Source organism: Saccharothrix hoggarensis (assembly GCF_042678885.1).
Taxonomy (GTDB): domain Bacteria; phylum Actinomycetota; class Actinomycetes; order Mycobacteriales; family Pseudonocardiaceae; genus Actinosynnema; species Actinosynnema hoggarensis.
This window is the reverse complement of sequence record NZ_JBHTLK010000228.1, coordinates 1-11,098: the sequence shown is the minus strand read 5'-3', so window position 1 is coordinate 11,098 and position 11,098 is coordinate 1. Positions and strand designations below refer to the sequence as shown.

Sequence of the window (11,098 nt, the reverse complement as noted above, 5' to 3'; positions counted from 1 at the left end):
ACCGGCCGGCCCGCGGCCCACGCCCCGCACGCGCCACTGGCCCGTCGCCAGGCGCCGGCGCCCGGCTCGCAGCCGCCGAACCCGTTCGTGCCGACGCCGCAGCAGGCCGCGCCGGAGAAGAAGGGCAAGGGCGGGCTGGTCGGGTGCGTCGTCGCGTTGGCCGTGCTGGGCGGGCTGCTCTTCAACGTGGTGCGTGAGATCATCGAAGCCGTGGCCGACCTGCTGCGATGATCTCGCTTAGGCCACCCGAACGGCGGATGTGGTCATGCCGGTGAATCGGTCCGGCTACCCTTACGGCCTGCACATCGGCGGGGGTGAGCACCATCCAAGACGGCGGCACAGGGGCCTCGACCAGCCACCGGATTCGCAGCGTGTTGGCGATCCGGCCGTTCCGCAGGCTCTGGGGTGTCACCTATCTGTGCAGTGTCGGTGACTGGCTGTCACTCCTCGCGTTGACGGGTCTGGTCAGCCAGATGACCGAGAGCTACCAGTGGCAGAGCTTCTCGCTCAGCCTGGTCGTGCTCACGCAACTCCTGCCCGGCATCCTGTTCGCGCCGCTCGGCGGCGTGCTGGCCGACCGGTTCGACCGCCGCAAGGTCATGGTCGTCTGCGACGTGCTGCGCGGCGGCCTGTTCATCTCGATCGCCCTGGTCGGCACCACGTGGTGGCTGTTCGTGGCGAACTTCCTGGTCGGCTGCTGCGCGATGCTGTGGATCCCGGCCAAGGACTCCGCGGTGCCGAACCTGCTGCGCCGGCCCGACCAGGTGGAGACGGCCAACCAGCTCGGCCTGGTGATGACCTACGGCATCTCGGTCATCTCCGGCGCGGGCCTGTACTCGATCATCTCCGGCATCCCCGGCTACCTGCACGTCCAGAGCTCGGACCTCGAATTCCGGATCGCCACCATCGCGGTCGTGGTCAACGGGGCGCTGTACCTGACCGCGGCCATCCTGGTCGCCACCCGCATCCCGGAGCTGTCCGGCCGCGCCACCGCCGTCAACCGGCGGCGCGAGGACGGCGAGAAGCTCGGCTTCTTCGCCATGCTGCGCGACGGCATGCGGTACGCGGGCCGCACCCCGCTGGTCCGCGGCCTGGTCATCGGCATGATCGGCGCGTTCGCCGCGGCGGGCGCGGTCATCGGCACGGCCCCGCTGTACGCGGACTCGCTGCTGGGCGGCGCGTCGACGTTCGGCCTGCTGTTCGTCGCCGTGTTCACGGGTCTGGCGGTCGGCATGGCGACCGCGCCGCGGATGGCCCGGCGGCTGCCCTACGACCGGCTGTTCGGCGTGACGATCGTGGTCGCCGGCCTGAGCCTGGTGGTGGTGGCGTTCGCGCCGCACCTGTGGGTCGCCTTGATCGCGGTCGGGTTCGTCGGCGCGTCGGCGGGCATGGCGTTCCTGACCGGCCTCACCATCGTCGGCGCGCAGGTCGAGGACGCGATGCGCGGCCGGACCGTGGCGCTGCTGCAGTCCTTGCTCAAGATCGTCCTGTTCGCCGCGTCGGCCGCCGCGCCGCTGCTGGTGTCGGTGGTGCAGAAGCGCACGATCACCGTCTTCAACCACCCGATGCAGGTGGACGGCACCCGTCCGGTGCTGTTCGGCGCGGCCCTGATCGCCGTGCTGCTCGGGCTCATCGCCTACCGCCAGATGGACAACCGGCGCACCGAGCCGCTGTTCTCGGACCTGCTCGCGGCGCTGCGCGGACGGGCGCGGCGCACCGGCGGCATCCTCATCGCGGTCGAGGGCGACACCCGGCAGGACACGTCCGTGCAGGCCAGGCGGCTGGCCGAGGCGTTGCGCGCGACCGGCCGCGAGGTCGTGCTGGCGTCCGACCCGGACCTCGACGAGCAACGGCTCCGCAACCTGCTGTCCACGGCCGACCTGGCCGGCGTGCGGGCGCACGCCCTGGTGGCCGCGGCGGTGCGGGCGGACGTGGTGGAGCGCGAGGTGCGGCCGGGGCTGGAGCGCGGCGCGCTGGTCGTCATGGAGCGGTACGTCGACAGCCCGCTGGCGCACTTCAGCGCGGCGGGCAGCGTCGAGCCGCGCGAGGTGGAGGGCCTGGTCGACTGGGCCACCGGCCGGCTGCGCCCCGACGTGACGGTGCTGCTGGACCGATCGCCGTCCGAGGTCCGCGCGTCCGGCGGCACGCTCGACACCGTCGAGCACCACTGGCGGGTGCAGAAGCTCCTCACGGACATGGCGTCGGCCGACCCGGAGCGGTACATCGTGGTCGACGCCGACGGCACCGAGGACGAGGTCGCCGAACGGGTGTCCGCCGTGGTGTTGCCGCTGGTGGCACGGGGTGCGCACCCCGCGCCGAAGCCGGTGGCGGAGTCGTCCTGACGGATCGGTACGGTCGCGTCGTGAACCGTGGTGTGTGGGGCGAGGTCGTCGGCCAGCCCGAGGCGGTCGCGGTGTTGTCGGCGGCGGCCGAGGCTGCCGCGTCGATCGTGGCCGGTGGGTCGCCCGCGCCGGGCGCGATGACCCACGCCTGGCTGTTCACCGGGCCGCCCGGCTCGGGGCGTTCCGGGGCGGCGCGGGCGTTCGCCGCCGCGTTGCAGTGCCTCGCCACCGACGACCGGCCCGGCTGCGGCTCGTGCCCCGGCTGCCACACGGCGCTGGCGGGCACCCACGCCGACGTCCGGGTCGTCTCGCCCGAGGGCCTGTCGATCTCGGTCGGCGAGATGCGGGCGCTGGTGCAGGTGTCGGCCCGCAGGCCCACGTCCGGGCGGTGGCAGGTCGTCATCATCACCGATGCCGACCGGCTCACCGAGGGCGCGGCGAACGCGCTGCTCAAGGCCGTGGAGGAGCCGCCGGACCGGACCGTGTTCCTGCTCTGCGCGCCGTCCGACCACCCCGAGGACGTGTCGGTGACCATCCGGTCGCGCTGCCGGATCGTGTCGCTCGGCACGCCCCGCGCCCCGGCCATCGCGTCCGCGCTGGAGGACGAGGGCATCGCGCCCGAGGTGGCGTCGTGGGCGGCGTCCGTGTGCGGCGGGCACGTCGGGCGGGCGCGGCGACTGGCGACCGACGAGCAGGTGCGCGCGCGACGCGAGGCCGTGCTGCGCATCCCGCTGGCGCTGCGGCGCCCGGCGGACATCTTCACCTGCGCCGACCAGCTCGTGTCGGCCGCCGAAGGCGACGCGCAGACCGCGAACGAGGGCCGTGACCAGGCCGAGCGCGAGGCGTTGGAGACCGCGATGGGCGGCGGCGGCACGGGCAAGGGGACGGCCGCCGCGTCCCGGGGGGCCAAGGGCGCGTTGAAGGACCTGGAGAAGCGGCAGAAGTCGCGCGCCACCCGGACCCAGCGCGACTCGCTGGACCAGGCGTTGGTCGACCTGGCCGCGTTCTACCGGGACGTGCTGGTGACGGCGTCCGGGGCGGACGCGGTGCTGAACCACCCGGACCGGGCCGAGGACGCCCGCACCGCCGCGGCGGCGTGGACGCCCGAGTCGACGTTGCGCCGGCTGGAGGCCGTGCTGAACTGCCGGACCGCGCTGGAGCTGAACGTGAAGCCCCGGATCGCCGTCGAGGCCATGCTCACCACGCTCCAGCGCGGCTAGCGGTCACTCGTCCTTCGGGGGGTCTCCGGCTCGGCGCTCTTCGGCTCGGGGGTCTCGGGCTCGGCGCTCTTCGGCTCGGTGGTCTTCGGCCCGGGGCTCTTCGGCTCCGGGGTGTTCGGCCCGGCCGGCACCCGGCGGCGGCCGGGCAGGGCGGCGACCATCACGACACCGGCCAGCAGCAGCGCGGCGCCGGTCCAGAAGATCGGCACGGTCCGGTAGGCCGCGTTCGTGTAGGCCAGCGGCTGGTCCTTCCGCGGCGGCGCGGCCTGGCCGCCACCACCGGGCTGGGCCGGCGCCGGAGCGCAGACGACGCCGCCGTTCGGGGCGGCCGCGCGCACGATCTGCTCACCCAGGGACACCTGTGCCAGCGCCGACGGCAGGTTCGGCAGACCGAGGGCATCGGTCGGCAGCAGTTGGAGGTCGAGCAGGCGCGCGGTCGCCCCGAGCATGAACCCCTTGATCGCGGGGCCGTCCTGCTGGAGCGGGCCGTCGATCACCATGTCCTTCTGGTTGAGCTGGGCGACCTGCAGGCGCAGCACCCCGATGTCGAGCTTCGGCAGGCCCTGGGCCAGGTCGCCGACGAGCGGCACGTCCTGCCCCGGCACGACGCCGATCGGCACGTCGAGCTTGGGGTTGGCCGCGTCGAGCGTGCCCAGCACCCGGTCGCCCTGGCTGACCCGCAGCACCGGCGCGGAGTAGGTGATCCCGGACGTCGCCTTGTCGCCCGTGGACAGCGCCACCAGCGTCGGCCGGCTGACCACGTCCACGCGGATCTCCGCCGCGGTGCCCGCGAGGAGCCGGATGCTCGCCGCCTGCAGCGTGGACGTCGACTTGACGGCCTTGTTGGCGCTGCCGGGGAGGTCGACGAGTTCGACCGTCGAGTGGGCGGTCATCGTCTCCGGCAGGCTGAGCAGCGAGCCGTTCGCGCCGGTGTCGGGCGTGCCGGAGAGCAGGCCGCCGAGTTGGCTGAGCGGGCCGCTGAGCTGCTTCACGTTGTCGATCAACGCCTGCTTGGCGGCGGCGTCCAGCTTCGGGGTGTCCTGGGTGAGCATGCCGGTGAGGTCGGTCGAGCCCGGCAGGGTCGGGATGGCGTTGAGGACGCTGAGGCTCGCCACGGACGTCTTCGCGTCCGCGAGCGGGCGCACGCACGGGCCCAGCTCGTCGTCCCAGCGGGCGTGCGCGCTGCCGTTGAGGAGGCCGACCCTGAGCAGGGCGTCGAGCGGCGTGGCCGGCGGGTTGAGGCCGCCGGTGACCGGCGCCCCGTTGTCCGGCGAGGCCGTCTGCACGAGCGTGCCCGGCGTCTGCGGCGCCCGTCCCCGCACCGCGAAGCCCAGGGGCGACGCCTGCGCGACCGCCCGTTCGTAGGACAGGAACGCCTCGGTGTTCGCCTGGGCGGACGCGAGCCCGACCCCCACCTCCGCCGCCGACTGCTTGGGCAGCTGCTCGCCGAAGCCGGGCAGGACCGTGTTGGTCGGCGTCGAGTCCGGCGCGAGCCTGACCACCGCGAGCCCCGTCCCGGCGTCCCCGATCGCGTGAGCCCGGATGGGCGGACCGGCCGACACCGGGGGCTGGCTCGGGTCACGCGGCCCCGGCACCGGGGTCGTCACCGGCTGGGCGAACGCGGGAGAGGCGCAGAGCGCGACCAGCACGGCGGCGGCGGGCAGTGCCATCAGGCGCATGTGGTCGAACCTCCACGACAGCGGCGTCATCGCGCGTCACCGCGTGAGCGGCGTCACCCCTGGTCTAACGACCGGACCCCCTCTCGGTGACGCCTGCGACGTCCGCTATAGTTGTCGCGTCTCGCCGCCTTAGCTCAGTCGGCCAGAGCGGTTCACTCGTAATGAACAGGTCGTCGGTTCGATTCCGACAGGCGGCTCAGGTGAGATTCAGGCCCGGCGCGTCCTGCGCCGGGCCTGATCTGTCTCTCCGTCAACGCATATGCACCCAGCGTGGTGCACCGTTGCTCCATCCGAGTGACCTTCGTGACATCTCCGTCAGCTGTGGGCGACGGTGTCGTTGCCCCCGTGGAGGTGATGGCGATGGTCGCGACGATCGTGCTGACGGTGCTGGCGTTGCCGCTCGTCGTGCTCGCGGCACGCGTGGGACGTCGGCGGTGGGTTCGGCGGACCGCCGCACGGGTCCGCGCCGAGCTGTTCCACCACTGGGTGGGCGAGCCGAGCGGCCGTTACCTCATCCGGTCCTGACGACCGGCGCGGCGATGCGGGTGATCACGTCGCCGTAGCGGCGGGCCACCTCGACGCGGACGGTCTCGGGCGTGCCGACGACGGCGAACGCGTGCAGCACCTCGTCGGTGACGGCGGCGGCCATGTCGTCCCACAGCTGCCGCCTGGACAGGCGGTGCAGCTCGTCGTGCAGCTCGCCCCAGCCGTGCAGGTCGAGGACCTTGCGGTAGGCGGGCGTCGAGCCGTAGAACGCGACCTGCCGCCTGACCTCGGCGATGCCCTCCTCGTCGCACGCCACCAGCGACGGCCCGCTGATCTCCATGCCCGCCAGGGGTTTGCCCGCCTTGGCCCGGCCGCGCGCCAACGCGGGCAGCGTCACCTCGCGCAGGTAGCGCTCGGTGGTGAAGTTGTGGCACAGGAAGCCGTCCGCCACCTCGCCCGCGACCTCGGTCATCAGCTCGCCGACGCCCGCGAGCCACACCTTGGGCTGGCCGTGCGGGTTGGGGCCGGGGTCGAAGAACGGCGTCATCAGCGTGTGCGTGTAGAACTCGCCGCGGAAGCGGAGGCGGTCGCCGGTCTCCCAGCTGTGCCAGATGGCGCGCAGCGCCAGCACGAACTCGCGCATCCGCACGGCGGGCCGTGACCACGGCATGCCGAACCGCTTGGTGACGTGCGGCTCGACCTGGGATCCGAGGCCGAGGTTGAACCGGCCGCCGGAGAGCAGCTGGAGGTCGTTGGCCTGCACGGCGGTGCTCATCGGGTTGCGGGCGAACGCCACCGCGATCGCCGTGCCCAGTTCGACCCGGTCCACCTGCCCGGCCACCCGGGCGAGCGCGAGGAACGGGTCGTGCCGCGTCTCCGCCACCCAGAACCCGTCGCAGCCCGCGGCTTCGGCGGCACGGGCGGCGTCGAGCACGGTCAGCGGGTCGTGCGCGATCTCCAGCCGGTCGACCTTCATGGGCACGTTCTACTACCCGGCCGACCGCCGCCCACCACCCGCCGCCACCGCCCGGCGAGCGCCACGCGGTTATTCGACTTGAGTCTGCCGTTACGTCAATTCCTAGCTTCGACGCATGCCACCCGCGAGGAAGACCCACGAAGTCACGCTGAACCTCGACGCCGGCGCCGCGTCGATGATGGACCTGGGCAAGATGCTCGGCCAGACCGGCGTCAACCTGGTCGGCGTCAAGCGCGCCTACGACGAGGCCACGGCCGGTCAGCGCGGAGACGTCGTCCCGGTCGTCGTGACGGTCCGGGACGACAAGTCGTTCGAGCTGCGCCTGAAGACGCCGCCGACCGCGTTCCTGATCCGCAAGGCGTTGGGCGGGAAGGGTTCCGCCCAACCCGGTCACGCGTCGGCGGGCACGCTCGGCGAGGCGCAGTTGCGCGCCATCGCCGAGCGGAAGCTGCCGGACCTGAACACGACGGACGTCGCGGCGGCCATGCGGATCGTGGCCGGCACCGCCCGTTCCATGGGGGTCCGGGTGGAGGGCTGAGCGGTCAGCGGTGGGGGCGGAGGGTCCAGACGACGGTCATCTCCCCGGTCGTCACGCCCTCCGCGTTGGTGATGGTCACGCCGACCGGGAACTCCGGTCGGGTGCCCGCCTCCAGCTCGGCCACGACGTCCGCCGCGGGCCGCCCCAGCACGGCCTCGGCGCGCAGCGGGCCCAGCGCCAGCTTCTTGTAGGTGATCTCCGACCGCGCCACCAGCGGCGTCGCCTTGGCCATGTGCGCGGCGAACGCGGCCATCACGACGGCGCCCGACGCGGTCTCCGCGACGCCGAACATCATCGCCGCGTGCGGCCCGCCGACGTGGTTGCGCAGTTCCTCGCGGTCGGGCAGCTCGGCGACCACCCGGTCGCCCGTGACCTCGGTGAACTCGATGCCCACGGTTTTGACCCACGGCACCGCCTGCTTCATGGCGTCCGCGACGAACGAGTAGTCAGCGCTCATGCCCGCCGATGCTACCGGCCAGTAACGATGAGACCGGTGTCACCGGGTATTTCGTTTGCCAAGACTCTCCTCCGGAGTCATGCTTGTACTCAGCAACTAGTTGGTTGATGCAAGCAAACGGAGTGTGCGATGGCGACCCCGGTCAGTGACGGAGTGCGGGCCGACCAGCTCGCGATGGCCGACCGGCTCGGCATGGCGCTGGTGCGCATGAACAAGATGCACGCCTGCGTCGCCTCGCACATGAGCAAGTCCGGCCTGGACAAGGCGTCCTTCGTGCTCCTGGCCAACCTCAACCAGCTGGGTCCGTCGCGGTCGAGCGCGCTGGCCGAGGCGGTGTTCTCGGACCCGTCGACGGTCAGCCGCCAGGTGGCGACGCTGGTGAAGGACGGCCTGGTGGAGCGCCGGGCCGACCCGGAGGACGGGCGCGCGAGCGTGCTCGCGGTGACCGAGGCGGGCGCGCGCCTGCTGCAGGAGCGCCGCGAGCAGCGCAACGTCGCGCTGGCCAGGCTCTTCACGGACTGGTCCACCGAGGAGTGGACGCGGTTCATCGAGTACTTCGAGCGCTTCGTGGGGGACTACGAGAAGGCGCTACCGGATTTCATCGCTGAGAGCGGACTGGGGCCGCGCTCAGAAGGGGAGAAGTGATGTCGGAAACGACAACCCGAGCCGACGCGCCGCCACCCGGCGCCGCCCTGCTCACCCACCGGCAGATCCTGACGATCCTGTCGGGCCTGCTGCTCGGGCTGTTCCTGGCCGCGCTCGACCAGATGATCGTGGCGACCGCCATGAAGACCATCGCGGACGAGCTGCACGGCCAGACCCTGCAGGCGTGGGCCACCACCGCGTACCTGATCACGGCCACGGTCTCCACGCCGCTGTACGGCAAGCTGTCCGACATCTACGGCCGCAAGCCGATGTACCTGACCGCGATCTCGCTGTTCCTGGCGGGCTCGCTGCTGTGCGGCATCGCGAACTCGATGTACGAGCTGGCCGCGTTCCGCGCGGTGCAGGGCCTCGGCGCGGGTGGCCTGATGTCGCTGGCGATGGCGATCCTGGCGGACATCACGTCGCCGCGCGAGCGCAGCCGCTACACCGGCTACTTCATGGCCGTGTTCGGCATCTCCAGCGTCGCGGGCCCGGTCGTCGGCGGCCTGTTCGCCGGCATGGAGTCCTTCCTGGGCACGGCCGGCTGGCGCTGGGTGTTCCTGATCAACGTGCCGGTCGCGCTGATCGCGCTGGTCGTCGTGGCCAAGGTGCTGAACATCCCGCACCAGCGGGTGAACCACCGGATCGACTTCGTCGGCGCGGGCCTGCTCACCGTCGGCCTGGTGCCGCTGCTGATCGTGGCCGAGCAGGGCCGCGAGTGGGGTTGGGCGTCGGGCACGGCGATCGCGATGTACGTCGTCGGCGTGACCGGCCTGGTCGCGTTCGTGTTCGCCGAGAAGCGCATGGGTGACGAGGCGCTGCTGCCGCTGCGGCTGTTCAAGCGGCAGACGTTCTCGCTCGGCAACCTGATCAACTTCATCCTGGGCGTCGGGATGTTCGGCGGCATGGTCTCGCTGCCGCTGTACCTGCAGATCGTCAAGGGCTACTCGGCCACCCAGTCCGGCCTGATGATGCTCCCGCTGACGCTCGGCATCATGCTGGCGGCGGGCACCAGCGGCAACATCACCGCGAAGACCGGCCGCTACAAGGTGTTCCCCGTCGTCGGGTTCGGCCTGATGACGCTGTCGCTGTTCCTGTTCAGCACGGTCGGCACGGACACGCCGCTCTACCAGCCGCTGGTGCTCATGTTCGTCATGGGCGCGGGCCTCGGCCTGTGCATGCAGACGCTGCTGGTGGCCATCCAGAACGACGCCGAGCCGCGGGACATGGGCGTGGCGACCTCGTCGGCCACGTTCTTCCGCCAGATCGGCGGCACGGTCGGCACCGCGGTGTTCCTGTCGATCCTGTTCAGCACGGTCGGCGACAAGATCGGCAACGCGCTGCGCACGGCGCTCGGCACGCCCGACTTCCAGGCGGCGCTGGCGCGGCCGGAGAACCGCGAGTTCGCGGTCGGCCTGCAGAGCGGGACCGGCTTCGACCTGGACAACACCGAGTTCTTGACCACGCTCGACCCGGTGCTCGCCCGGCCGTTCCTCGACGGCTTCTCCGGCTCGATCGACCTGGTGTTCCTGGTCGGCGGCGTGGTGACGCTGATCGGCTTCGCGATCATCTGGTTCCTGCGCGAGGTGCCGCTGTCCAGCCGCTCGGGGCTGGAGCGGGTGCAGGACCAGAACGACGAGGACGCCGCCCGGCCCGCGCCGGCCGCGATGCACTGACCCCGCAGACACCGGTAGCGCCGAAGAGGCCCGCACCCCTGATCCGTCCGGGGTGCGGGCCTCTTCGGTGTTCGAGCGCGTGGGGCTCTAGTGCTCCTCGCCGCGCGCCACGGCGTCCTTCAGGCGCTGGTACGAGCGGACGATCTCGGCCTCCGCCTCGGTCCGGCCGACCCACGTCGCGCCCTCGACGCTCTTGCCGGGCTCCAGGTCCTTGTAGACCTCGAAGAAGTGCTGGATCTCCAGCCGGTAGAACTCGCTGAGGTGGTGGATGTCGCGCAGGTGCTCCGACCTCGGGTCCTCGGCCGGCACGCAGAGCAGCTTGTCGTCGCCGCCCTTCTCGTCGGTCATCCGGAACATGCCGATCGCGCGTGACTTGATCAAGCAGCCGGGGAACGTCGGCTCCTGGACGATCACGAGTGCGTCGAGCGGGTCACCGTCCTCACCGAGTGTGTTGTCCACGAACCCGTAATCCGCCGGGTACTGAGTGGCCGTGAACAGGGTCCGGTCCAGCCGGATGCGCCCCGTCTTGTGGTCCATCTCGTACTTGTTGCGGACCCCCTTGGGGATCTCGATGGTGACGTCGAACTCCACTGCGCGGTCCTCGCTCGTCTTCGCCGTTCGTTACGCCACTAGTGTGGACTACGACGTCTCGTCAACCCCTTGCCGAGGGTGTGACGTTGCCCGTACTCGACCGCGGAGGACTGCGTGCCCGACGAGCCGACGTGGCCGACCGTCGACGACGACGAGCCGGACCACGAGCCGCCGACGGTGCAGGTCAGGCAGCCTGACCCGCCCACCATGCGCATCCAGGCGCCGGTGCGGGCCCAGCCGGTGCGGGTGCCGCCGAGGCCGGCCGCGCCGCCTCCGCCGCCCCGCCAGGCCCCGCCGACCGAGATCAAGTCGGAACCTGAACCGGTTCCTGAACCGATCACGGAACGTGAAGACCCGCCCGTGCGGACGGGCCGCCGCAAGCGCCCGTTCGTGCTCGGCGGCGCGGCGGTGCTCGTGGTCGCCCTCGCCGGCACGGCGGTGGCGGGCACCCAGGCCGGCTGGTTCGACACGACCCCCGCGCCCACGAC

General features: G+C 71.9%; 11 protein-coding genes, 1 tRNA gene and 1 pseudogene. 9 read left to right on the top strand and 4 right to left on the bottom strand.

All coding sequences use genetic code 11. The features are described 5' to 3' along the window. The 3 genes from ACFQ3T_RS29770 to ACFQ3T_RS29760 form a co-directional block, all read left to right on the top strand. Positions 1-231: hypothetical protein (locus tag ACFQ3T_RS29770; protein WP_380728251.1), on the top strand; the 231-nt coding region annotated here is incomplete at its 5' end. Between the two features lie 83 nt (positions 232-314). Further along, the gene (locus ACFQ3T_RS29765) at positions 315-2,342 is read left to right on the top strand and encodes a bifunctional MFS transporter/dTMP kinase (protein ID WP_380728249.1); all 2,028 of its coding nucleotides are present in this window, start codon (positions 315-317) and stop codon (positions 2,340-2,342) included. 20 nt (positions 2,343-2,362) lie between these two features. Further along, positions 2,363-3,562 carry a DNA polymerase III subunit delta' gene (locus ACFQ3T_RS29760; protein ID WP_380728247.1) on the top strand — a complete coding sequence of 400 codons (1,200 nt, stop codon included), beginning with the start codon at positions 2,363-2,365 and terminating at the stop codon, positions 3,560-3,562. Here ACFQ3T_RS29760 and ACFQ3T_RS29755 read toward each other — a convergent pair. Continuing rightward, positions 3,559-5,241, bottom strand: a complete 1,683-nt coding sequence (locus tag ACFQ3T_RS29755; protein WP_380728246.1) for a hypothetical protein — start codon at positions 5,239-5,241, stop codon at positions 3,559-3,561. The genes ACFQ3T_RS29760 and ACFQ3T_RS29755 overlap by 4 nt on opposite strands. 123 nt (positions 5,242-5,364) lie before the next feature. On the opposite strand from ACFQ3T_RS29755, the gene ACFQ3T_RS29750 reads away from it, so the two are divergent. Both ACFQ3T_RS29750 and ACFQ3T_RS29745 read left to right on the top strand, forming a co-directional pair. After that, positions 5,365-5,438, top strand: a tRNA-Thr gene (locus ACFQ3T_RS29750). Positions 5,439-5,601: 163 nt separating this feature from the next. Further along, positions 5,602-5,766 (top strand): hypothetical protein, encoded by a 165-nt coding sequence (locus ACFQ3T_RS29745; protein WP_380728244.1) that lies wholly within the window; start codon positions 5,602-5,604, stop codon positions 5,764-5,766. Here the strand turns inward: ACFQ3T_RS29745 and ACFQ3T_RS29740 are convergent. Further along, positions 5,753-6,703 (bottom strand): TIGR03617 family F420-dependent LLM class oxidoreductase, encoded by a 951-nt coding sequence (locus ACFQ3T_RS29740; RefSeq protein ID WP_380728242.1) that lies wholly within the window; start codon positions 6,701-6,703, stop codon positions 5,753-5,755. The genes ACFQ3T_RS29745 and ACFQ3T_RS29740 overlap by 14 nt on opposite strands. 115 nt (positions 6,704-6,818) lie before the next feature. On the opposite strand from ACFQ3T_RS29740, the gene ACFQ3T_RS29735 reads away from it, so the two are divergent. Further along, on the top strand, positions 6,819-7,241 hold the full coding sequence (locus tag ACFQ3T_RS29735) for an uL11 family ribosomal protein (protein ID WP_380728240.1): 423 nt from the start codon (positions 6,819-6,821) through the stop codon (positions 7,239-7,241). Between the two features lie 4 nt (positions 7,242-7,245). On the opposite strand, the gene ACFQ3T_RS29730 is transcribed toward ACFQ3T_RS29735, so the two are convergent. After that, positions 7,246-7,698 carry a DUF4442 domain-containing protein gene (locus ACFQ3T_RS29730; RefSeq protein ID WP_380728238.1) on the bottom strand — a complete coding sequence of 151 codons (453 nt, stop codon included), beginning with the start codon at positions 7,696-7,698 and terminating at the stop codon, positions 7,246-7,248. 129 nt (positions 7,699-7,827) lie between these two features. Here ACFQ3T_RS29730 and ACFQ3T_RS29725 point away from each other — a divergent pair, with 129 nt between their 5' ends. Together ACFQ3T_RS29725 and ACFQ3T_RS29720 are read left to right on the top strand one after the other, a co-directional pair. Next, complete coding sequence (locus ACFQ3T_RS29725; RefSeq protein ID WP_380728236.1) at positions 7,828-8,343, top strand: MarR family winged helix-turn-helix transcriptional regulator; 516 nt, start codon at positions 7,828-7,830, stop codon at positions 8,341-8,343. Further along, positions 8,343-10,019, top strand: a complete 1,677-nt coding sequence (locus tag ACFQ3T_RS29720; RefSeq protein ID WP_380728234.1) for an MDR family MFS transporter — start codon at positions 8,343-8,345, stop codon at positions 10,017-10,019. Before ACFQ3T_RS29725 ends, ACFQ3T_RS29720 begins: the two co-directional genes overlap by 1 nt. An 87-nt stretch (positions 10,020-10,106) precedes the next feature. Here the strand turns inward: ACFQ3T_RS29720 and ACFQ3T_RS29715 are convergent, their stop codons facing one another. Next, positions 10,107-10,610 (bottom strand): inorganic diphosphatase, encoded by a 504-nt coding sequence (locus ACFQ3T_RS29715; RefSeq protein ID WP_380728232.1) that lies wholly within the window; start codon positions 10,608-10,610, stop codon positions 10,107-10,109. 114 nt (positions 10,611-10,724) lie between these two features. On the opposite strand from ACFQ3T_RS29715, the pseudogene ACFQ3T_RS29710 reads away from it, so the two are divergent. Then, positions 10,725-11,098 (top strand): annotated as a pseudogene (locus ACFQ3T_RS29710) (hypothetical protein); the annotation flags it as partial.

What these genes read in the sequence shown, in the direction of transcription:
- ACFQ3T_RS29725 (WP_380728236.1), top strand. Translation starts at nt 7,828, where the DNA reads ATGGCGACCCCGGTCAGTGACGGAGTGCGGGCCGACCAGCTCGCGATG.
- ACFQ3T_RS29740 (WP_380728242.1), bottom strand. Translation starts at nt 6,703, where the DNA reads ATGAAGGTCGACCGGCTGGAGATCGCGCACGACCCGCTGACCGTGCTC.
- ACFQ3T_RS29735 (WP_380728240.1), top strand. Translation starts at nt 6,819, where the DNA reads ATGCCACCCGCGAGGAAGACCCACGAAGTCACGCTGAACCTCGACGCC.
- ACFQ3T_RS29720 (WP_380728234.1), top strand. Translation starts at nt 8,343, where the DNA reads ATGTCGGAAACGACAACCCGAGCCGACGCGCCGCCACCCGGCGCCGCC.
- ACFQ3T_RS29730 (WP_380728238.1), bottom strand. Translation starts at nt 7,698, where the DNA reads ATGAGCGCTGACTACTCGTTCGTCGCGGACGCCATGAAGCAGGCGGTG.
- ACFQ3T_RS29745 (WP_380728244.1), top strand. Translation starts at nt 5,602, where the DNA reads ATGGTCGCGACGATCGTGCTGACGGTGCTGGCGTTGCCGCTCGTCGTG.
- ACFQ3T_RS29755 (WP_380728246.1), bottom strand. Translation starts at nt 5,241, where the DNA reads ATGCGCCTGATGGCACTGCCCGCCGCCGCCGTGCTGGTCGCGCTCTGC.